The sequence below is a fragment of the Streptomyces sp. NPDC091282 genome (assembly GCF_044757385.1).
In the GTDB taxonomy this organism is placed as follows: Bacteria; Actinomycetota; Actinomycetes; order Streptomycetales; family Streptomycetaceae; genus Streptomyces; species Streptomyces gramineus.
This window is the reverse complement of sequence record NZ_JBIVUX010000003.1, coordinates 163,058-183,169: the sequence shown is the minus strand read 5'-3', so window position 1 is coordinate 183,169 and position 20,112 is coordinate 163,058. Positions and strand designations below refer to the sequence as shown.

Below are 20,112 nucleotides of genomic sequence, written 5' to 3'. Positions count from 1 at the left end.
GCCGCCCCCGGACAGCCGCCTCGAAGGAGGTCCAGTTCAGTGACCAGCCAGGTCAGCAGGACAACGGAACAGGCCGACGGAACCGTCGTGGGAGAACAGCGCAGGCCGGGCGGTGTGAAGGCCGTCCGGCGCCTCGACCGGGTGATCATCCGGTTCGCGGGGGACTCGGGTGACGGTATGCAGCTCACCGGCGACCGGTTCACCTCCGAGACCGCGTCCTTCGGCAACGATCTCTCGACCCTCCCCAACTTCCCCGCCGAGATCCGGGCCCCGGCAGGCACCCTGCCCGGGGTCTCCTCGTTCCAGTTGCACTTCGCCGACCACGACATCCTCACCCCCGGGGACGCGCCGAACGTGCTGGTCGCGATGAACCCGGCCGCCCTGAAGGCGAACATCGGGGACCTGCCGCGCGGCGCGGAGATCATCGTCAACACGGACGAGTTCACCAAACGGGCGATGCAGAAGGTCGGCTACGACGCCTCCCCGCTGGAGGACGGCTCGCTGGACGGCTACAGCCTCCATCCGGTGCCCCTGACCACCCTGACGGTGGAAGCCCTCAAAGAATTCGACCTCACCCGCAAAGAGGCCGAGCGCAGCAAGAACATGTTCGCGCTCGGCCTCTTGTCATGGATGTACCACCGGCCGACCGAGGGCACGGAGCGGTTCCTCAAGCAGAAGTTCGCCCGCAAGCCCGAGGTGATGAACGCCAACCTGGCGGCCTTCCGGGCGGGCTGGAACTTCGGGGAGACGACGGAGGACTTCGCGGTCTCCTACGAGATCGCCCCGGCGAGCACCGCCTTCCCGGTGGGCACCTACCGCAACATCTCCGGGAACCTGGCGCTGGCCTACGGTCTGGTGGCCGCCTCCCGCCAGGCCGGCCTGCCGCTCTTCCTCGGCTCGTACCCGATCACCCCGGCCTCCGACATCCTGCACGAGCTGTCGAAGCACAAGAACTTCGGTGTGCGGACCTTCCAGGCGGAGGACGAGATCGCCGGGATCGGCGCGGCTCTCGGGGCGGCGTTCGGCGGCTCGCTCGCCGTGACGACCACCTCGGGCCCCGGTGTCGCCCTGAAGGCGGAGACGGTGGGGCTCGCGGTGTCGCTGGAGCTGCCGCTGCTGGTCGTCGACATCCAGCGCGGCGGTCCTTCCACCGGGCTGCCCACCAAGACCGAGCAGGCCGACCTGCTGCAGGCGATGTACGGCCGCAACGGCGAGGCCCCGGTCCCCGTGATCGCCCCCCGCACCCCCGCCGACTGCTTCGACGCCGCTCTGGAGGCCGCCCGGATCGCGCTGACGTACCGGACCCCGGTCATGCTGCTGTCCGACGGCTACCTGGCCAACGGCAGCGAGCCCTGGCGCATCCCGGAGCTGACGGAACTCCCCGACCTGCGCGTGCCGTTCGCGACCGGCCCCAACCACACGCTCGACGACGGCACCGAGGTCTTCTGGCCGTACAAGCGCGACCCGCAGACCCTGGCCCGCCCGTGGGCGATCCCGGGCACGCCCGGTCTCGAACACCGCATCGGCGGCATCGAGAAGCAGGACGGCACCGGCAACATCTCCTACGACCCCGCCAACCACGACTTCATGGTCCGCACCCGGCAGGCCAAGATCGACGGCATCGACGTCCCGGACATCGAGGTCGACGACCCGGACGGCGCACGCACCCTGGTCCTCGGCTGGGGTTCCACCTACGGGCCGATCACGGCGGCGGTGCGGCGGCTGCGCCGGGCCGGCGAGCCGATCGCCCAGGCGCACCTGCGCCACCTCAACCCCTTCCCGCGCAACCTGGGCGCGGTCCTGGGGCAGTACGACAAGGTGGTGATCCCCGAGATGAACCTCGGCCAGCTCGCCGCCCTCGTCCGCGCGAAGTACCTCGTGGACGCGCACTCGTACAACCAGGTCAACGGCATGCCGTTCAAGGCCGAGCAGCTCGCCGAGGCGCTCAAGGAGGCCATCCATGACTGACACCGCCGACGGACTGCTCCAGCTCGTCCCCAAGGCCCAGGCCGCGCAGTCCATGAAGGACTTCAAGTCCGACCAGGAGGTGCGCTGGTGCCCGGGCTGCGGTGACTACGCGATCCTGGCCGCGGTGCAGGGCTTCATGCCGGAGCTGGGGCTGGCGCGGGAGAACATCGTCTTCGTCTCCGGCATCGGCTGCTCCTCGCGGTTCCCGTACTACATGAACACCTACGGGATGCACTCGATCCACGGCCGCGCCCCGGCGATCGCCACCGGGCTCGCCGCCTCGCGCCGGGACCTGAGCGTCTGGGTCGTCACCGGCGACGGCGACGCCCTCTCCATCGGCGGCAACCACCTGATCCACGCCCTGCGCCGCAACGTCAACCTGAAGATCCTCCTCTTCAACAACCGCATCTACGGCCTGACGAAGGGCCAGTACTCGCCGACGTCCGAGGTCGGGAAGATCACCAAGTCGACGCCGATGGGCTCGCTGGACGCGCCCTTCAACCCGGTGTCCCTGGCGATCGGCGCGGAGGCGTCCTTCGTGGCCCGCACCATCGACTCGGACCGCAAGCACCTGACCGACGTGCTGCGGCAGGCCGCCGCCCATCCCGGCACGGCCCTGATCGAGATCTACCAGAACTGCAACATCTTCAACGACGGCGCCTTCGACACCCTCAAGGACAAGCAGTCCGCCGAGGAGGCGGTGATCCGTCTGGAGCAGGGCCGGCCCATCCGCTTCGGCGCGGACGGCGCCCGCGGGCTGGTCCGGGACCGGCTCACCGGTGACCTGGCGATCGTCGACGTGACCCCGGACAACGAGTCCGAGATCCTCGTCCACGACGCCCGCTCCCCCTCCCCCACCACGGCCTTCGCCCTGTCCCGGCTGGCCGACCCGGACACCCTGGACCACACGCCCATCGGCGTCTTCCGTTCGGTGGAACGGCCGGTCTACGACGTCCAGATGTCGGAGCAGCTGGACACGGCGGTGGAGCAGCACGGCACCGGCGACCTGGCGGCGCTGCTGGCCGGCGGGGACACCTGGACGGTCGTGGGCTGACCTTCCCGGCGAGAAGCGGAGCGGGGCCCGGACATCGCGTCCGGGCCCCGCTCCGTGTTCAGGCGCGTTTGGCCTCGTCGTAGGCCTCCCGGGCCCGGGACACGTCCGCCATCCGCCGCTCGGTCCACAGCGCCAGGTCCCGTACCTGCCGGGCGGCCTCGCGGCCGAGGTCGGTGAGGGAGTAGTCGACGCGGGGCGGGATGACGGGTTTGGCGTCGCGGTGGACGAGGCCGTCCCGTTCCAGGGTCTGGAGGGTCTGGGTGAGCATCTTCTCGCTGACCCGGCCGATGGCCCGGCGCAGCTCGCTGAAGCGGTGGGGGCGGTCGAGGAGCTGGATCAGGACCAGGACGCCCCAGCGGCTGGTGACGTGCTCCAGGACCAGCCGGTGCGGGCACATCTGCTCACCGACGGCGTACGGGGCGACCCGCGCCGCGGGCGTGTCGTCGGAACGGTTCTCGACTCCATGGGTACTTACGGCCATGCCAGTACCTTACTTCAAAGTGGGTACTTTCCAATGGTTAGCGCACCTCCTAAGGTTAGTGACATCCGAACCCCACAAGGAGATCGCAGACCATGAGCATCGTCGTCACCGGAGCCACCGGACACCTCGGCCGCCACGTCGTGGCACAGCTGCTGGAGAAGGTCCCGGCCGAGCAGATCACCGCCGTCGTGCGCGACGAGGCGAAGGCCGCCGACTTCGCCGCCCGGGGCGTCACCGTCGCCGTCGCCGACTACAACTCCCCCGAGACGTTCGACCGCCTCTTCGCCGCCGGCGACAAGGTGCTGCTGATCTCGGGCAACGAGTTCGACAAGGGCCGTCCGCAGCAGCACAAGGTCGTCATAGACGCGGCCGTGGCGGCCGGTGTGGCGCTCCTGGCGTACACCAGCGCGCCGGGCAGCCTGAACGCCTCGCTGGTGGACGACCACCGCGCCACCGAGGAACTGCTGCTCGCCTCCGGCCTGCCCTGGACCCTGCTGCGCAACGGCTGGTACCACGAGAACTACACGGAGAACCTCGCCCCGGTGCTGGAGCACAGCGCCGTCGTCGCCGCCGCCGGTGACGGCCGGGTCTCCTCGGCCTCGCGCGCGGACTACGCGGCCGCCGCCGTCGCCGTGCTGACCGGCGAGGGCCACGAGAACCGGACGTACGAGCTGGGCGGCGACACCGCCTGGAGCTTCGCGGAGTACGCGGCGGAGATCGCGCGCCAGACCGGAAAGGAGATCTCGTACAACTCCGTGCCGGTGGAGACGCTGCGCAACATCCTGGCCGGTGCCGGCGTGCCGGAGGCGTTCGCGGGGATCCTGGCCGACGTCGACGCGTCGATCGCCAAGGGCGAGCTGGTCGTCGACTCCGGCGACCTCTCCCGGCTGGCCGGGCGGCCGACCTCGCCGATCTCGGAGGCCGTCGCGGACGCCCTGAAGTAGGCCGGGCCCCGGCGGGCCGCGCGTGGCCCGTGAGAGGCGTGGTGCCCGCACCCCCGCCTGTCATGACCGTATGCCGATACGGCCATGACAGACGGGGGTGCTCGGCGCTACCTTCGTCCCGGTGTGCCGGAGCGGGGCACGAGGGCGTGAGGAGGGCCGGTGGCCGAGATATCGAGGGGTGAGCGGCGGGCGGGGCTGGTGAACGGCTTCGCCGCGTACGGGATGTGGGGCCTGGTCCCGCTCTTCTGGCCGCTACTCAAGCCCGCCGGGTCCCTGGAGATCCTGGCCCACCGGATGGCGTGGTCCCTGGTCTTCGTCGCCGTCGCGCTGGCCTTCGTACGGCGGTGGGCGTGGGCCGGCGAGCTGCTGCGGCAGCCGCGCCGGCTGGCCCTGGTCGCGGTCGCCGCCGCCGTGATCACCGTCAACTGGGGCGTCTACATCTGGGCCGTGAACGCCGGTCACGTCGTCGAGGCCTCGCTCGGCTACTTCATCAACCCGCTGGTGACCATCGCGATGGGCGTGCTGCTGCTCAAGGAGCGGCTGCGGCCCGCGCAGTGGACGGCGGTCGGCGTCGGCCTCACCGCCGTGGTCGTCCTGGCCGTGGGCTACGGGCAGCCGCCGTGGATCTCCCTCGTCCTGGCCTTCTCCTTCGCGACCTACGGACTCGTCAAGAAGAAGGTCAACCTCGGCGGCGTCGAGTCCCTCGCCGCGGAGACGGCGATCCAGTTCCTGCCCGCGCTCGGCTATCTGCTGTGGCTGGCCGGCCACGGCGAGTCCAGCTTCGTCAACGACGGTGCCGGGCACGCGGCCCTGCTGGCCTCCACCGGGATCGTCACCGCGCTGCCGCTGGTCTGCTTCGGCGCCGCCGCGATCCGCGTCCCGCTCTCCACGCTCGGCCTGCTCCAGTACCTGGCGCCGGTCTTCCAGTTCCTGCTCGGCATCCTCTACTTCCACGAGGCGATGCCCGCCGAACGCTGGGCCGGCTTCGCCCTGGTCTGGGTCGCCCTCGCCCTGCTCACCTGGGACGCCCTGCGCACCGCCCGCAGGTCGGCACGGGCGCTCGCGGCCGCGGCCGCCGCCCTGCCGGTGACGGCCACCGCTCCGGCACCGCGAAGTCAGGTGTGAGGCCCGCACCCGTCGGCTATAAGTGGGCGCCATGACGCAGACGCCCGCACCCCTGCACTGGAAGCTCGTCATCGACGCCCGCGACCCGCACGCCCAGGCCGACTTCTGGGCGGCCGCGCTGCACTACACGGCCGAGGACAACAGCGCGTTCGTCGAACGCCTGCTGGAGCTGGGCGCGCTGCCCGGGGCGGCGGCCGTGCAACACCACGGCCGTGCCGCCTTCCGCGACCTGGTCGCCGTACGGCATCCGGACGATCCGTTCGACGAGGAGCGGGGCACCGGGCTGGGCCGGCGGCTGCTGTTCCAGCGGGTGCCGGAGGGCAAGCCGGGCAAGAACCGGCTCCACATCGACCTGCACGCCGGGGCGGGCGAACGGTCGCGGGAGGTGGCTCGGCTCGAAGAGCTGGGCGCGACGGTGGTGCGGCACGTGTCCGAACCGGCCGGGGAGTGGACGGTGATGGCCGACCCGGAGGGCAACGAGTTCTGCGTGCAGTGACCCGTCGCCCCCGCGCTCAGGCCCGCTCGGCGGCGCGCCGGGCCCGTTCGGTCAGGCGGCCCATCCGGGCGCGGGCGGAGTCCAGTTCCTCCGGTTCACCGGCGGCCGGGCCGTCCTCGGTGGTGAGCTGTGCCCACAGGTCGATCAGGTCGCGGCCGAGGCGCAGCCCGTGCTCCGGGTCGCGCACCGCGCGCCAGGCGGTGGCCGCGCTGCGCACGTTCCCGTAGGCGCCCTCGCCGTCCCCGGCCCGCCGGTGCTGCCGTGCCAGGTCGAGGGAGAGGTGGAAGGCGCGCAGCGGGTCGCCGGCCAGGTAGGCGATGTAGGCGGTCAGCTCGCGCAGGTGCAGCACCTCGGTGTGGTGCTCGCCGAGGGTCGCACCGGCCTCGGCGACGGTGCGCTCGGCGAGGTCGGCCGCCGCCTCGATACGGCCCGCGCGGACGGCCTCGTTGATCAGCGACACCGGCTCGGTGAGCAGCGCGGCCCCTTCCGCGGTCACGGTCACCGGCTCGTCGCCGAGCACCTCCTCGGCGACGGCGTCGAAGCCGCGGGCCGGAGTGTGCCGGGGGTCGGGATCGAACACGCCACCGCCCACGGGCTCCACGAGCGGCGCCGGGACGGGCGCGGGCGGAGCCGGGGGTGCCGTGACGGGCTCGACACGAGGACCGGCCCCGTCGGCCCGGGACACCGGCGAAGGCCCGGTGACGGCCTGAGCGGGGACGACGGCGGGGACGGGTGCTGGTGCGGATACGACGGCGGGTGCTGGTGCGGGTGCGGATACGACAGCGGGTGCGGGTGCGGGGACGACGGCGGGGGCTGCCGCCGGGACGGCGGCGGGGGCCGATGGGCCGTCCATGACGGGCGGCGGGCCGAAGACGCCGGTCGGCGGCTGCACCGTACCGAGCAGCCGTGGGGCCGGGGCCACCGGCGGCCGGTGGGCGGGAGCCGGGTCCGCGGCCTCGGGTTCGGGTTGGGCGACGGCGTGCAGCGCGTGCGCGGACCGGTCCCGGCCGGGCCCCCGCACCGGCTCCGGGGCCGGGGCGGGGGCCACGGAGGGGGCGGGGGCGCCGGGCACGGCCATCCGTACCGGTTCGCCGGTGAAGCTGCTGGAACCGTCCGGGTTCACCTGGAGGCGTACGACATAGCCGATGCGGCTGTCGTGCACGGTGGCGAGGGCGGGACGGCCGGCGGCGAGGGCGAGGCGCTGGAGGTGGTTGAGGACCGCCTGCTGGGGCTCTTCTCCGGGCGCCGGGAACAGCGGTACGCCGTCGACGGTCGCGGCGCCGCCCGTGACACGCACCTCGACCGGTTCGGCCGACCGGTCGGTCTGCTGCGCTTCCCGCTTCGTCTCGCGGCTGAGTCGGGACATCGGCCCTCATTCCCCCGGCGTCACCGTCCGGTCGTACCCGTGCGTACCGTCCAGTCTGGCCGCTCCCCTCGGCCCACGCGTCACCGCGACGTCACAGCCTCGCATCAGGAAGGGCCCGCCCGGTGTCCTCGTGCGCAGAAGCCGGGTTCCGGCCCGGCCGCCGCCGCACACCCTGGCCAATTTGAATGCACACGCATAAGATGCAGACAGCTTTATTCATCGCACGCCGTTCACCTGGGGGATCCTGTGACTCGCCGTTTCCTGTTCCTGCTGGGCAGTTCCCGTCCCGACGGGAACACCGAACTCCTGGCACGCCGGGCCGCCGAGCAGCTGCCCGAGACCACCGAACAGCGCTGGATCAGCCTGGCCGACCACCCGCTGCCGGACTTCGTGGATCTGCGCCGCGACGCCGACCACGTACGGCCGGCCGCGCACACCGCGCCCGGCCTGCTGCTCGACGCCACCCTCGAAGCCACCGACATCGTGATCGCCTCGCCGGTGTACTGGTACTCGGTGTCCGGCCTCACCAAGCGCTACCTGGACCACTGGTCCGGCTGGCTGCGCACTCCCGGCCTCGACTTCAAGGCCACCCTCGCGGGCCGCACCCTGTGGGGCGTGGCCGCGCTGGCCGACGACGATCCGTCCGTCGCGGACCCCTACGCCGGCCTGCTGCGCAACTCGGCCGCCTACCTCGGCATGCGCTTCGGCGGTGTGCTGCTCGGCAACGGCAGCGCACGCGGGGACGTCCTCAGGGACACCGGGGCACTCGCGCGGGCCAAGGAGTTCTTCGCCACGGAAGCACCTCTGGCCCGCTTCGGAACGGACGGGACAAGCGGAGCGGACGGGAGCGGCAGCGCGGCTGGGACCGGTGATGCGGTCGGGACCGCGGCCCTCACGCCGTGATGTCCTTCGTGCCGAACCGCGCCCAGGCCGCCGAGCCGAACACCGCCACGTACAGGGCCTGCAGCTCCAGGTTCTTGACCAGGTCGTCCCAGTAGACGGGGTCGCGCATCAGGTCGGCGAAGGACAGCCAGTAGTGGGAGAAGAAGTACGGCTGGAGCGCGTGCAGCTGCGGTATCTGGTCCAGGATCTGGACGGTGATCAGCAGGCCGACGGTGGTGGCCATCGCCGCGATGCCGCTGTTGGTCAGCGTGGACACGAACAGGCCCAGCGCTGCCGTGCCGGTCAGGGAGGCCGCCACCACCAGGGCGATCAGCAGGGCCCGGCCGAGGCCCTCGGTGAACGAGATCCGGGTGCCGGAGATGGTGGTCAGGTCGCCGAGCGGGAAGAGGAGCGCGCCGACGGCGAGGGCGGAGGCGGCGACCACCAGGGTGGCCAGCAGGCAGAAGGCCATCGTGGTCGCGTACTTGGTGAGCAGCAGGCGGGTGCGGCCCGCGGGGGCGACCAGCAGGTAGCGCAGGGTGCCCGCGTTGGCCTCGCCGGCGATCGCGTCCCCGGCGACCACCCCGACCGCCATCGGCAGGAAGAACGGCAGGGTCGCGGCCAGCGCCGTGAACACCAGGAAGAGCCCGTTGTTGGTGATCTGCGCGATGAACGCCGGGCCGCCGCCCCCGTCACCGCCGCCCTGCCCGTCGCCCTGGGTCTCGATCCTGACCGCGATCCCTATCAGCACGGGCACGGCCGCCAGGACGCCGAGCAGAGCCAGGGTGCGCCAGCGGCGCAGGGTGACGGCCAGCTCGCTGCGGAACAGGCCGAGGGTCCACAGCGGGTTCGGCCGTGCGGCCGGTGCGGCCGGGACCGCCACGTCAGCCCGCGACATCGAATCCCTCCCCGGTCAGTGCGACGAACGCGTCCTCCAGCGAGGCCCGTTCGAGGGTGAAGCCGCGCACCCGCACGCCTGCCGCCACGAGCGCCGCGTTGACCTCGGCGAGGTCGCGCTCGGGCGGTTCGCCGGTGACCCGGTCCTCCGTGGTGACGACGTCCGCGACGCCCTGTTCCTTGAGCACCCGGGCCGCGTCGCCGGTGTCCGGGGTGTGCACCACGAGCCGGCCGCGCGCCCCGGCCGCCAGGTCGGCCACCGCGCCCTGGGCGATCAGCCGGCCCTGCGCCATCACGGCCGCGTGGGTGCAGACCTGCTCGATCTCGTCGAGGAGGTGGGAGGAGAGGAAGACGGTGGTGCCGTCTCCGGCCAGCTCCCGCACCAGGGACCGGATCTCCCGCATGCCCTGCGGGTCGAGTCCGTTGGTCGGCTCGTCCAGGACCAGGAGCCTGCGGGGCTGGAGGAGGGCGGCGGCCAGCCCGAGGCGCTGCTTCATGCCCAGGGAGTAGGCCTTCGCCTTCTTCGCCGCGGCCGCCGTCAGGCCCACCCGGTCCAGCGCGGCCTCGACGCGGGAGCGCCGGGTGCGCGGGTCGGCGGTCGGGTCGGCGGCGTCGTACCGCAGCAGGTTGTCGCGGCCGGAGAGGAAGCCGTACAGCGCCGGGCCCTCGATGAGCGCCCCTACCTGGGGCAGGACGACGCGGGAGGCCCGCGGCATCGGGCGGCCCAGGACGCGGGCCGTGCCCGAGGTGGGGGCGATGAGGCCCATCAGCATGCGGATGGTGGTGGTCTTGCCGGAGCCGTTCGGACCGAGGAAGCCGAAGACGCTGCCCGCCGGGACGGTCAGGTCGAGACCGTCCACGGCGAGCTGTCCGCCGCGGTAGCGCTTGGTCAGGCCGCGGGTGTCGATGACGCCCGTGCGCGCCGGGTCGTCCCGGCCCGGGTCGTCCTCACCCTGGTCGTGCGGCCCGCGCTCCGTGGCGGACGGCTGGTCCATCGGCTCCCTCGATTCGTCGTGCCGGGCCGGGCGGGGAACTCCTGACGCCCTTGTTACCCCGCGTTCGCCGCCTTCACCAGCGCGGCCTTGTCCACCGCACCGACGTACACCTTGCCGTCGTCCGTCATCAGGGCGTTGATCAGGCGGGTCGAGAACACCGTGCCCTTGCCGAACTTGCCGGAGACCGGGTCGCCGAGCGAGCCGAGGAAGCCGCCGAGGTCACCGCCTGCGGAGGCGGAGCCGCTGGGCAGGCCGCCCTTGGTGCCGGTGTCGATGACGGCTATCGCGTTCCAGCCCTTGCCGAGGACGTCGAAGCCGTTCGCGCCGGGCGCCCCGGGGGTGTCGTGGCTGCCGGGAGTCCTGGTGATCTTGTCGCCCTTGTCGCCCTTCTCGGCCCTGTTCGCCTTGTCGAGGCTGTCGCCCTCGGTGACCTTGGCGCCCTTGGGCGGGGTGAAGTCGAAGGTGGAGGCGGCCGGCTTCGCGAAGCTGACCTGGGTGTACCCGGCGTCGATCACGGCCGCGCCGCCGCTGGACGGGGTGAGCGTGAACTTCAGCGGGGTGCCGGTCTTGGCGTCCACCGCGATGCTGATCGCGCCGACCGTCGTGCCGGACTGCTTGGGCTTGACGACCAGCCGGTAGGCGTCGCGGCCCGCGACCTGGGCGGTGCCGTCGACCTTCACCGACGTGGTGTCGTCGACCGACTTGAGGAGCTGGTCGGCGAAGTCCTTCGGGGTGGCCGGGGTCTCGTGGCGCTCGGCCTTGCCGGAGCCGGCGTCGGTGGAGTGGTAGACCTCGTTGGACTTGCTGTCGTAGCCCCACACGTTCGTGCCGTTGTGGATGAGGCTGTACTCGGCGCCGCTCTCCAGCACCGAGACCTTCTGCCGGTCGGGGCCGTCGGCGGCCACCCGCAGCGTGTGCGTGCCCGAGGCCAGCTCGGTGAGCTTGGCCGACGGGTCGGCCGAGGAGCCGTCGCCGCCCTGTGCCGCGCCGGACAGCAGGCCGTTCTCCAGGCCGCCGAGGTCGGGCAGGCCGAGGTCGGTGCTGATCTTCACCGTGCCGGACAGCTGCTGCACGTCCGACTTGGCGATCTTGTCGATGAGTTCCTGTGCGGTGATCTTCGGCAGGTCGGGGTCGCCCGAGTCGGCGAGTGCCGGAACCAGGCCGATCGTGGCCGCGGCCACGCCCATGACCGCGACCGGGACGACGTATCGCGCGGCCTTGCGCCGCCGCTCGGCGCGCAGCTCGTCGTCGGCCTGCGCGGCCCCCGTGCTGTCCTCGGTTTCGTACGGTGCCATGTGTGCCTTACCTCCGTCGTCGGCGGCGGCTGTGCTCGCACGTGTCCCACCCTGAGCCGCCATTCTCACCCGAATCGGTGAGCGGTGGTGATTTCCGTGGTTTCCATCTCACCAAATCCGGGCCGCTCAAGCGTCAGACCCGGGAGCCAACTCCGTGTACGACTGCGGTATGACACAAGGGTGGAGGCGCCTCCCCCGACCCGTAGGGGTCGCACGGCGGAGACGCCTCCTGTCACGTTCCGTAACCGCTCGTCGCGCGAGCCTCCGGGACGTGACCCAAGTCACACAGGAAGGGTTCGGGCTAGCCCGCCCGGTGCACCACCGCGTCGCACAGCTCCAGGAGCGCCGCCTTCGCGTCGCACTCCATCAGCGGCGCCAGCGCGGCCCGGGCCTCCTCGGCGTACCTGACCGTGTCCCGGCGCGCCTGCTCCAGCGCCGGGTGCGCCCGCAGGGCCGCCAGGGCCTGCGCGTGCCGGGCGTCGTCCGTGAGGTCGGAGTCCAGCAGCTCGCACAGTGCCACGTCCTCGGCCAGCCCCAGCCGGGCCGCCCGCTCGCGCAGCCGCAGCACCGGGAGCGTGGGGACGCCCTCGCGCAGATCGGTCCCCGGGGTCTTGCCGGACTCGTGGGAGTCGGAGGCGATGTCCAGGACGTCGTCGGCGAGCTGGAAGGCGACGCCGAGGCGTTCGCCGTACTGGGTGAGGACGTCCACGACCGTCTCGTCGGCGCCGGACATCATCGCGCCGAAGCGGCAGGAGACCGCCACCAGCGAGCCGGTCTTGCCGCCGAGCACGTCGAGGTAGTGGTCCACCGGGTCACGCCCGTCGGAAGGACCGGCCGTCTCCAGGATCTGGCCCGTCACCAGCCGTTCGAACGCGAGGGCCTGGACCCGCACCGCCTCGGGTCCGAGGTCGGCGAGGATCTGCGAGGCGCGGGCGAAGAGGAAGTCGCCCGTGAGGACGGCGACCGAGTTGCCCCAGCGGGTGTTGGCGCTGTCGACACCGCGGCGCACGGCTGCCTCGTCCATGACGTCGTCGTGGTAGAGCGTGGCGAGGTGGGTCAGCTCGACGACCACCGCCGACGGCACCACGCCGGGCGCGTACGGGTCACCGAACTGCGCGGCCAGCATCACCAGCAGGGGCCGGAACCGCTTCCCGCCGGCCCGCACGAGATGCTGCGCGGCCTCCGTGATGAACGGGACCTCACTCTTGGTGGCTTCTAGCAAGCCCTCCTCGACAGCCGTCAATCCGGCCTGGACATCGGCTTCCAGAGCCTGGTCCCGCACGCTCAGCCCGAACGGCCCGACGGTCACGAGGGGTCTCCTGTCTGCTGGTGTCCACTGGCGCTTACACGGTTTGTCGATAGGTCGCTGCCATCACTCAAGTCAGCGTATCCGGTCAGGTTTCGATCACCGAGGGCGCCCACCGTTACACCCCGGGCGCTATCGGATCACGACCGGTATGTTTTTGATCAGCCGATACGACCTGACATCTCATGACTTAACAGGAAGTACCGGCTCTTGTCGCGAAACCGTGGTGAACCGGAGGCACGCGGTGCCCCGGACCGGAGGTACCCCTTCCGCCGCCCGTCGATGCCGGCCGGCCCCACTTCGCGGGCCCCTCACCCCGGATAAGAACAATTCGGACAATTTTCAGAATTGCCTGTGACGCCCACCACTTCACCTGCCCCAATCGAGGCAATGCATACAAATCACGGCGTCCCGCTATTCCGTCGGCACCCGGAAAAGGGCATTCAATGAATCCCTCTTGTCCGATTCGCCGCAATTGCCACTTCGTGAAGTGGGTCACGTGGCCCTGAGTGCCACAAATGCGGTGAGGTGACCCTTTCTTCCCTTGCGCCATAAGCGAGTTGAGGCTTGGCAACCGCAAAGGATCAAGTGCCCCATACGACTCAGATCAAGGTCAATGGGTGCGTTGTGTGCATCAGGTGCTTGTTTCGGACATGTGCTCTCGCATACGTTCCGGCTCACCGGGCGGACGCCGAATCCTGCCGCCGCCCGTCGTGACCCATCGACGAGTTCATTCGCACGGCAGGAGCGGGGGAACCAGGTAAGCCGCCGGACCGGGCGACGGACGTCACCGAAGGACGTCGTACCGGAATGGCTAGGGGTGAAGTCGCTCCGCCTCAGGGCGGTGCGGCCGGGCACTCCCCGGTCCCGAACCCGACAGCTCACCTCGCAGGCGACGGAGAGGAACTTCGCCATGTCTGCTGTCTCCCAGCACCGCCGTCCCCGCCGTAACCCCCTCCTGCGCAGGCTCACCCTCGCGGGGACCGGCGCCGCCGTTCTCGCCCTTCCGCTCATCGGGGCGACCGCCGCCTCCGCCGCCACGTCCACCGCCACGACGGCTTCGTCGGCCGCCACGGCCTCCACGACACTCGCCGGGTACCCGAACAACCTCGACGGCTGGATCCGCGAGTCCCTCGCGATCATGGCCGAAAAGAAGATCCCGGGCACCTACGACGGCATCTACCGCAACGTGATGCGCGAGTCCTCGGGCAACCCGAGTGCCATCAACCTCTGGGACTCCAACGCCGCCAAGGGCATCCCGTCCAAGGGCCTGCTCCAGGTGATCGACCCGACGTTCAAGACCTACCACGTGGACGGCACGTCGTTCGACGTCTACGACCCGGTCGCGAACATCACCGCCGCCTGCAACTACGCCGCCGCGCGGTACGGCTCGATCGACAACGTGCACGGCGCGTACTGACCGGCGCGTACTGACCGGCGCGTACTGACCGGCTTCGTCAGCCGAAGAGTCGTTCGAGGACGACGGCCACGCCGTCGTCCTCGTTCGACGAGGTGATCTCGTCGGCCACCGCCTTGAGTTCGGGATGGGCGTCGGCCATCGCCACCCCGTGGGCCGCCCAGTCGAACATCGGGACGTCGTTGGGCATGTCCCCGAAGGCGACCGCCCGCTCCGGGCTCAGCCCGAGCCGGTCGGCGGCCAGCGCGAGACCGGTCGCCTTGGTCACGCCGCACGGCTGCAGCTCGACCGTCCCCGGTCCCGACATGGTGACCGTCGCCAGCGACCCGACCACCGCGCGGGCGGTCGCCGCCAGTTCGTCGTCGGACAGGGCGTGGTGGCGCAGCAGCACCTTGCTGATGGGCGCGCGCCACAGGTCGTCGCGCCGGCCGACCCGCAGCGCGGGCAGCGTCGGGTGGGGCATCCGGTAGCCCGGCTCGATGAGCGTGAGCCCGTCCACGCCGTCCTGGTCGACCGCCGCGTACACCTGGCCGACCTCGGCCTCGATCTTGCCCAGGGCGGTCTCCGCCAGGTCCCGGTCCAGGGTCACCGACCAGAGCAGCCGGTCCGCGCCGGCGTCGTACACCTGGGCGCCCTGGCCGCAGACCGCGAGTCCCGTGCAGCCCAGGTCCCCCAGGAGAGGGCGCACCCTCGGCGCGGGGCGCCCGGTCACCACGAGATGCCGGGCCCCGGCCCGGGCCGCCCGCGCGAGCGCGGCGAGCGACCGTTCCGACACGGTGTCGTCGGCACGCAGCAGCGTGCCGTCCAGGTCGGTGGCGATCAGTGAGTACGGCGTGGGTGCGACCATGATCAGAGAATACGGACAGCACGCCCGGGAGACTCACCGCGCGTTCCGGCCTCAAATGACGCCCGCGTCCACGGTGATGGGACGTCCGATGGGGCGTCCCGCTACGGAGCACGTGCCGTCCGCGGCGGGACGGGGTCGGCGGACGACGGGACGCGGTCGGCGGTCGGCGGTCGGCGGTCGGCGGTCGGCCGAGAACGGCAGACGGCAGACGGCAGACGGCAGACGGCAGACGGCCGGGAACGGCGGCCGCGGCCGGTGCGGACGGTGGTCCGGTGGCTAGTTCGTGGACGTGCCCGAGCCGCGGCGGTTGGTGCGCCACAGCTCGTACAGGTGCTTCGCGCCCGGTCGCACGAGGCGGGCGAGCATCGTGACGAACGGCAGCGGATCGTCACCGGCGAGCCAGGCCAGCTCGGTGCCGCTCGGCCGCCCCGGCGCGTGCGGTGTGGTGTAGCCGCTGCGCCGGTAGGCGAGGAGGGCGGGCAGGTCGATGTTCTCCACCACGTACCGCTGCCCGGCCCGCTGTTCCCCCTCCGGGACCCGGCGCCCGGTCAGGTCCAGGTGCATCGCGCGGACCACGTCCACCCCCGACTCGCTCTCGAAGAGCCGGAACTGGGCGCCCATCCGCGGGTTGAAGTCGAGCAGTTTGTACCGCCCGTCGCGGCGGTCGAAGCGCAGGTCGAGGTCGATGACGCCGGTGAAGCCGATCTGTTTGACGAAACGCGCGGCGAGGTCGGCGAGTTCCGGGTTGTCGACGACGTACGCGTTGGCCGTCATGCCCGCGTGCGGCGGCCACGAACGCACCTTCACGCCGGTGAACAGGGCGAGCGGGTTCGCGTCGGCGTCGGCGTAGGCGTGCACGATCCAGTCCTCGGCGTCCTCCCTCGGCAGGTACTCCTGGAGGATGACCCCCGGACGGGTGCCCCAGTCGCGCGCGAGAGCGAGCAGTCCCTCGCGCGTGGCGATCTTCGTCGTGCCGTTGACGGCGGGCCTGCTGCGCCGTACGAAGGCCTCGCGGTTCTTCGCGACGATCGGGAAGCGGGCCTTCTCGGCGAAGTCGGCGATGTCGTCGTACGACTGCGGGAAGGCGGCCGCGGGGCTGGAGATGCCGTGTTCCGCGCACAGTTCGTGCAGTCCCTGCTTGCTGGCGAGCCGGCGCGGCAGCGCGGGGTCCACGCGCGGGAAGAGGAAGCGGTCGCCGAGCGCGTCCTGGTGCTCGGCGATCAGGACGGCGGCCTCCTCGTCGGTGGGGATCAGCACGGTCGGACGGCCGATGCGGCGGCCGATGCGGAGCAGTCCCTCGACCAGGTGGTCCGGTTCCTCGGCGCCGGTCGTCGGCCACACGAACGCCCGTTTGAGGTAACGGGAGGAGGCCGCCGGCGTGTAGGCGTCCTCCGTGATCGCGTACATGGGAACGCCCATGCGGCCCAGGCTGCGAATCGCGCCGACCCCGCCGTGATGCAGCGGATAGTCGCCGAACTTGACGATCAGGCCCGGTACCTCGCGATCCGCGTCGAGCGGCATGCTGACGGCACTCCCGGCCACGGGTCCCCCCACGTGTTCCCCCTACGGACCGGACCCACCCCGTCCGTGTCCCCCAAAGGACGCTAAGCCGGAATTGCACCCTCCGACAAGGCTTATCCGGACATTGCGAACTCTTTAGACACTGCCGCGACAGCCGACTCACCCGTAACGTGTGGCGCGACCACATGGAATGCCGCGCGACGTCGAAACGGCGTCACCACACAGTCGGCCAGGCGCGGCACGGATGAGAGCGAGGCAGCCACCCCATGCCCCCCTTGCCCCCTTTCGAGGTCCCCGAGGGTGACCCCTTCGGCCCGCACAATCTTCCGTACGGCGTGTTCTCGACCTCCGGGAGCACGCAGCGGAGGGTCGGCGTCCGCCTCGGCGACCACGTCCTGGACGCGGGGGCCGCGGCCCTCGCGCTCGGCTCCCCCTACGCCACGCTGCTGGCCCGCCCGACCCTCAACCCGCTGCTGGCCGCGGGCCGCACCACCTGGTCGGACGTCCGGCGCGCCCTGACGGCCTGGGTGACCGTGCCCGCCCACCGCGAGGTGCTCGAACCCCTCTTCCACCCGCTGGCGGCGGTGACCCTGCACCTCCCCTTCGAGGTCGCCGACTACGTGGACTTCTACGCCTCGGAGAACCACGCCCGGAACGCCGGCCGCATCTTCCGCCCCGACGCCGCCGAGCCGCTCACCCCCAACTGGAAGCACCTGCCGATCGGTTACCACGGCCGCGCGGGCACGGTCGTGGTGTCGGGAACGGACGTCGTACGGCCCTCCGGGCAGCGCAAGACGTCCCCCGACCCGGCGGAGGCACCCGTGTTCGGGCCCTCCGTCCGGCTGGACATCGAGGCGGAGGTCGGCTTCGTCGTCGGCGCGCCGTCGGAGCAGGGACGGCCGGTGCCGCTCGGCGACTACCGCGAGCACGTGTTCGGGCTGACCCTCCTCAACGACTGGTCCGCGCGCGACATCCAGGCCTGGGAGTACGTCCCGCTCGGCCCCTTCCTCGGCAAGTCGTTCGCCACCTCGGTCTCGGCGTGGATCACGCCGCTGGACGCGCTGGAGGACGCCCGCGTCGCGCCGCCCGCGCGGACGCACCCGCTGCTGCCGTACCTCGACGACACCGCCGAGGAACCAGCGGGCTACGACCTGCGGATGTCGATCGCGATCAACGGCCACGTGGTCTCCGAGCCGCCGTTCTCCACCAATTACTGGACCGCCGCCCAGCAGCTCGCCCATCTGACCGTCAACGGCGCCTCCCTGCGCACCGGCGACCTGTACGGCTCCGGCACGGTGAGCGGCACGGAACCGGCGCAGCGCGGTTCGCTGCTGGAGCTCACCTGGAACGGACAGGATCCGCTCGAACTCCCGGACGGCAAGCGGACGTACCTGGAGGACGGTGACGTGGTGACGATGTCCGCGTGGGCTCCGGGACCGGGCGGCGTCCGGGTGGGACTCGGGGACGTCAGCGGGCGGATCGTCGCGGGGTGAGGGCGGATCGTGGCCGGGTGGGGGCAGGCTGTGACGAGGACGGTCGAATCCTCTTCGATGCCTGACTCGGTGCTCCCGGTGCCGTCATACTGACGGGACACGCACCATGCGATGCGCCCGCACGCGCACCATGCGAGGCGACGGCGCACCTGTCACGTGATGCGCCGGCGTACGCACTCCGTCGCGCAACGGCGCATCACCCCCAGCACCACGCCACCCGCACGCCCCTCGACCGGGAAACGGAGCCTCGGCATGACCGTCTGCCTGCTCCTGCTGAGCGTCGTCGCCCTGACGGCCGCGGTGCCCGCGCCGCGCGCGCTGGTGCGGGCCCTGTGGCCGGAACGGGAGCCGGTGGTCGCGCTGTGGGTGTGGCAGTGCCTGGTCGCCACGGTGCTGATGTGCTGCCTGACCGCGCTCGTCCTGGGCGCGGCGGCCGTCTTCCACACCGTGCGCGACCGGGTGTTCGCGCCGGCGCCACCGGCGGTCACCGCGGCCTACGACCTCTCCGCCGCGCCGCTGTGGGCGGACGCCCTCACGGTGCTGCTCGCCTGCGGGGCCGCGTGGACGACGGCGATGCTCGCCCGCGAACTGGTCGAGGCCCGGCGCAGCCGCGGCCAGACCCGCGCGCACCTGCGGGAACGGGCCCCGGAACTGCCGGCCGGGCTGCCGGCCGCGCGCGGACCGATGCTGGTGCTGGAGGACGAGTACCCGGACGCCTGGTGGATGCCCGGCCATCCGGCGCAGCTGGTCGTGACGACCGGGGCGCTGCACCGCCTCACCGACCACCAGCTCGACGCCGTGCTCACCCATGAGCGGGGCCACGCCCGTGCCCACCACGACTGGCTGCTGCACCTGTCCAGCGCGCTGGCGACGGGCTTCCCGCGCGTGCCGCTGTTCTCCCACTTCTGCGACCAGACCCACCGGCTCGTCGAACTCGCCGCCGACGACGCCGCGTCCCGTCGCTGCGGCCACCTCACGACCGCCCTGGCGCTGATCGAACTGAACCAGCACCGCGGGGTGCTGTCCTGCGCGTCCAGCCGACGGCTGCTCGGCGAGCGGGTCGACCGGCTCCTGGAGCCGCCGCCGCGGCTGCTGCGCCGCCAGCGGGCCCTGACGACGACCGTGGCCGCGCTCGTCCCCCTCCTCCCCCTGCTGATCACCTTCGCCCCGGGCCTGACAGCACTCGGCTGACCCTCCGTGGACCGCACAGCCCGAACAGCCTTCTCCGCAAGGAACTTGGGACGGACCTGAGCCCCCGCCGCGCGCGAAATCCCCCGGCCGTCCGCGGTGGGCCGGGGATAGCCTCGGCACCGACAGCGTCCGACGGGGAGGAACAGACCATGACGAACGACGGGGACACGCGGGGCCAGGACTGGGTCGCGCGTGCGGGAGAGCTGTTCGAGGCGGCGATGTTCGACGGCGACGGGAGCGCACTGGACAGGTCCGACGACGTGCTGGACGCCGTCGAGGCACCGCTCTGCATGGCGCGGGGCAAGGTGCTGCACGTGCGCTTCCTGCACGACCACGCGGCGGACGAACGGGAACTGGCGCTCTTCGAGCGGGCGGCCGAGCTGTACGGGCGGCTGGAGGACGCGTCGGGTGAGGCGGAGGCCCTGTTCTGGATCGGCTGCTGGTATCAGGTGGTCAAGGACGACGGTCCCGGCGGGGTGCCGTACTTCGAGCGGTCGTACGCGCTGGCGCAGACCGTCGACGACCGGAAGACCATGTCCTACGCGATACGCCATCTCGGTTTCGCCGACCGGGACGCCGGTGACCTCGACCGGGCCCGCGCGCGGCTGACCGAGTCGGTCTCGCTGCGCCGGGCGATCGGCTTCCGGCCCGGTGAGGCGGCCGGCCTGGTGGCACTGGCCCACCTGGCGGCCGAGACCGGGGACAGGACGGCCGCGCTCCGCCACCTCGACGAGGCGCAGGCCGTCGCCGAAGCCTGCGGGGCCAAGGCCGTGCAGGGCTGGATCGAGCAGGCCCGCACGGCGGCCGAGGCCTAGCCGACCGACGCAGTACGTC

At 71.8% G+C, this 20,112-nt stretch carries 18 protein-coding genes and 1 riboswitch; of the genes, 10 read left to right on the top strand and 8 right to left on the bottom strand.

The window, feature by feature from the left end:
* The first annotated feature begins 39 nt into the window (after positions 1-39).
* Positions 40-1,968 (top strand): 2-oxoacid:acceptor oxidoreductase subunit alpha, encoded by a 1,929-nt coding sequence (locus tag ACIQOE_RS14590; protein ID WP_351318065.1) that lies wholly within the window; start codon positions 40-42, stop codon positions 1,966-1,968.
* Entirely contained in the window at positions 1,961-3,022 is a 1,062-nt protein-coding gene (locus ACIQOE_RS14585; protein WP_401411760.1) for a 2-oxoacid:ferredoxin oxidoreductase subunit beta, read from the top strand. The genes ACIQOE_RS14590 and ACIQOE_RS14585 overlap by 8 nt, the downstream gene beginning before the upstream one ends.
* A gap of 58 nt (positions 3,023-3,080) precedes the next feature.
* On the opposite strand, the gene ACIQOE_RS14580 is transcribed toward ACIQOE_RS14585, so the two are convergent.
* Positions 3,081-3,503, bottom strand: a complete 423-nt coding sequence (locus ACIQOE_RS14580) for a winged helix-turn-helix transcriptional regulator (protein WP_399013631.1) — start codon at positions 3,501-3,503, stop codon at positions 3,081-3,083.
* Positions 3,504-3,595: 92 nt separating this feature from the next.
* On the opposite strand from ACIQOE_RS14580, the gene ACIQOE_RS14575 reads away from it, so the two are divergent.
* The 3 genes from ACIQOE_RS14575 (at position 3,596) to ACIQOE_RS14565 (ending at position 6,068) form a co-directional block, all read left to right on the top strand.
* Positions 3,596-4,447, top strand: a complete 852-nt coding sequence (locus ACIQOE_RS14575) for an SDR family oxidoreductase (RefSeq protein ID WP_399013628.1) — start codon at positions 3,596-3,598, stop codon at positions 4,445-4,447.
* 159 nt (positions 4,448-4,606) lie between these two features.
* Complete coding sequence (gene rarD, locus ACIQOE_RS14570) at positions 4,607-5,572, top strand: EamA family transporter RarD (RefSeq protein ID WP_351318059.1); 966 nt, start codon at positions 4,607-4,609, stop codon at positions 5,570-5,572.
* A gap of 31 nt (positions 5,573-5,603) precedes the next feature.
* On the top strand, positions 5,604-6,068 hold the full coding sequence (locus ACIQOE_RS14565) for a VOC family protein (protein ID WP_365570520.1): 465 nt from the start codon (positions 5,604-5,606) through the stop codon (positions 6,066-6,068).
* A 16-nt stretch (positions 6,069-6,084) separates the two neighbouring features.
* On the opposite strand, the gene ACIQOE_RS14560 is transcribed toward ACIQOE_RS14565, so the two are convergent.
* A complete protein-coding gene (locus ACIQOE_RS14560) occupies positions 6,085-7,434 on the bottom strand; it encodes a tetratricopeptide repeat protein (protein WP_401411757.1) in 1,350 nt (449 codons plus the stop codon).
* A gap of 246 nt (positions 7,435-7,680) precedes the next feature.
* Here ACIQOE_RS14560 and ACIQOE_RS14555 point away from each other — a divergent pair, with 246 nt between their 5' ends.
* Positions 7,681-8,337, top strand: coding sequence for a flavodoxin family protein (locus ACIQOE_RS14555; RefSeq protein WP_401411754.1), 657 nt, complete (start codon positions 7,681-7,683; stop codon positions 8,335-8,337).
* Here ACIQOE_RS14555 and ACIQOE_RS14550 read toward each other — a convergent pair.
* From ACIQOE_RS14550 to ACIQOE_RS14535, 4 genes are all read right to left on the bottom strand, one after another.
* Positions 8,327-9,214 (bottom strand): ABC transporter permease, encoded by an 888-nt coding sequence (locus ACIQOE_RS14550; RefSeq protein ID WP_351318051.1) that lies wholly within the window; start codon positions 9,212-9,214, stop codon positions 8,327-8,329. The two genes, ACIQOE_RS14555 and ACIQOE_RS14550, sit on opposite strands and share 11 nt — an antisense overlap.
* Positions 9,201-10,208 carry an ABC transporter ATP-binding protein gene (locus ACIQOE_RS14545; RefSeq protein WP_351318049.1) on the bottom strand — a complete coding sequence of 336 codons (1,008 nt, stop codon included), beginning with the start codon at positions 10,206-10,208 and terminating at the stop codon, positions 9,201-9,203. The genes ACIQOE_RS14550 and ACIQOE_RS14545 overlap by 14 nt, the downstream gene beginning before the upstream one ends.
* Before the next feature lie 53 nt (positions 10,209-10,261).
* Positions 10,262-11,503, bottom strand: a complete 1,242-nt coding sequence (locus tag ACIQOE_RS14540) for a DUF2092 domain-containing protein (protein WP_365554930.1) — start codon at positions 11,501-11,503, stop codon at positions 10,262-10,264.
* Positions 11,504-11,804: 301 nt separating this feature from the next.
* The gene (locus tag ACIQOE_RS14535) at positions 11,805-12,812 is read right to left on the bottom strand and encodes a polyprenyl synthetase family protein (RefSeq protein WP_351318045.1); all 1,008 of its coding nucleotides are present in this window, start codon (positions 12,810-12,812) and stop codon (positions 11,805-11,807) included.
* Between the two features lie 709 nt (positions 12,813-13,521).
* Positions 13,522-13,719, top strand: a riboswitch (cyclic di-AMP (ydaO/yuaA leader).
* A 3-nt stretch (positions 13,720-13,722) separates the two neighbouring features.
* Here ACIQOE_RS14535 and ACIQOE_RS14530 point away from each other — a divergent pair.
* A complete protein-coding gene (locus ACIQOE_RS14530) occupies positions 13,723-14,229 on the top strand; it encodes a transglycosylase SLT domain-containing protein (protein WP_351318043.1) in 507 nt (168 codons plus the stop codon).
* Between the two features lie 37 nt (positions 14,230-14,266).
* Here ACIQOE_RS14530 and ACIQOE_RS14525 read toward each other — a convergent pair whose 3' ends face one another.
* Positions 14,267-15,073, bottom strand: coding sequence for an HAD family hydrolase (locus ACIQOE_RS14525; RefSeq protein ID WP_365554932.1), 807 nt, complete (start codon positions 15,071-15,073; stop codon positions 14,267-14,269).
* A gap of 276 nt (positions 15,074-15,349) precedes the next feature.
* A complete protein-coding gene (locus ACIQOE_RS14520; protein WP_401411750.1) occupies positions 15,350-16,594 on the bottom strand; it encodes an ATP-grasp domain-containing protein in 1,245 nt (414 codons plus the stop codon).
* A 275-nt stretch (positions 16,595-16,869) separates the two neighbouring features.
* Here ACIQOE_RS14520 and fahA point away from each other — a divergent pair, with 275 nt between their 5' ends.
* From fahA to ACIQOE_RS14505, 3 genes are all read left to right on the top strand, one after another.
* Positions 16,870-18,087: a fumarylacetoacetase gene (gene fahA / locus ACIQOE_RS14515; RefSeq protein WP_401411748.1), complete on the top strand. Its 1,218-nt coding sequence runs from the start codon at positions 16,870-16,872 to the stop codon at positions 18,085-18,087.
* A 252-nt stretch (positions 18,088-18,339) separates the two neighbouring features.
* Positions 18,340-19,278, top strand: coding sequence for a M56 family metallopeptidase (locus ACIQOE_RS14510; RefSeq protein WP_351318035.1), 939 nt, complete (start codon positions 18,340-18,342; stop codon positions 19,276-19,278).
* A 149-nt stretch (positions 19,279-19,427) separates the two neighbouring features.
* Positions 19,428-20,093 carry a tetratricopeptide repeat protein gene (locus ACIQOE_RS14505; RefSeq protein ID WP_401411746.1) on the top strand — a complete coding sequence of 222 codons (666 nt, stop codon included), beginning with the start codon at positions 19,428-19,430 and terminating at the stop codon, positions 20,091-20,093.
* Positions 20,094-20,112: the final 19 nt, after the last annotated feature.

What these genes read in the sequence shown, in the direction of transcription:
- ACIQOE_RS14510 (WP_351318035.1), top strand. Translation starts at nt 18,340, where the DNA reads ATGACCGTCTGCCTGCTCCTGCTGAGCGTCGTCGCCCTGACGGCCGCG.
- ACIQOE_RS14520 (WP_401411750.1), bottom strand. Translation starts at nt 16,594, where the DNA reads ATGCCGCTCGACGCGGATCGCGAGGTACCGGGCCTGATCGTCAAGTTC.
- ACIQOE_RS14585 (WP_401411760.1), top strand. Translation starts at nt 1,961, where the DNA reads ATGACTGACACCGCCGACGGACTGCTCCAGCTCGTCCCCAAGGCCCAG.
- ACIQOE_RS14530 (WP_351318043.1), top strand. Translation starts at nt 13,723, where the DNA reads ATGTCTGCTGTCTCCCAGCACCGCCGTCCCCGCCGTAACCCCCTCCTG.
- ACIQOE_RS14580 (WP_399013631.1), bottom strand. Translation starts at nt 3,503, where the DNA reads ATGGCCGTAAGTACCCATGGAGTCGAGAACCGTTCCGACGACACGCCC.
- ACIQOE_RS14505 (WP_401411746.1), top strand. Translation starts at nt 19,428, where the DNA reads ATGACGAACGACGGGGACACGCGGGGCCAGGACTGGGTCGCGCGTGCG.
- ACIQOE_RS14540 (WP_365554930.1), bottom strand. Translation starts at nt 11,503, where the DNA reads ATGGCACCGTACGAAACCGAGGACAGCACGGGGGCCGCGCAGGCCGAC.
- ACIQOE_RS14560 (WP_401411757.1), bottom strand. Translation starts at nt 7,434, where the DNA reads ATGTCCCGACTCAGCCGCGAGACGAAGCGGGAAGCGCAGCAGACCGAC.
- ACIQOE_RS14550 (WP_351318051.1), bottom strand. Translation starts at nt 9,214, where the DNA reads ATGTCGCGGGCTGACGTGGCGGTCCCGGCCGCACCGGCCGCACGGCCG.
- ACIQOE_RS14545 (WP_351318049.1), bottom strand. Translation starts at nt 10,208, where the DNA reads ATGGACCAGCCGTCCGCCACGGAGCGCGGGCCGCACGACCAGGGTGAG.
- ACIQOE_RS14575 (WP_399013628.1), top strand. Translation starts at nt 3,596, where the DNA reads ATGAGCATCGTCGTCACCGGAGCCACCGGACACCTCGGCCGCCACGTC.
- ACIQOE_RS14525 (WP_365554932.1), bottom strand. Translation starts at nt 15,073, where the DNA reads ATGGTCGCACCCACGCCGTACTCACTGATCGCCACCGACCTGGACGGC.
- ACIQOE_RS14565 (WP_365570520.1), top strand. Translation starts at nt 5,604, where the DNA reads ATGACGCAGACGCCCGCACCCCTGCACTGGAAGCTCGTCATCGACGCC.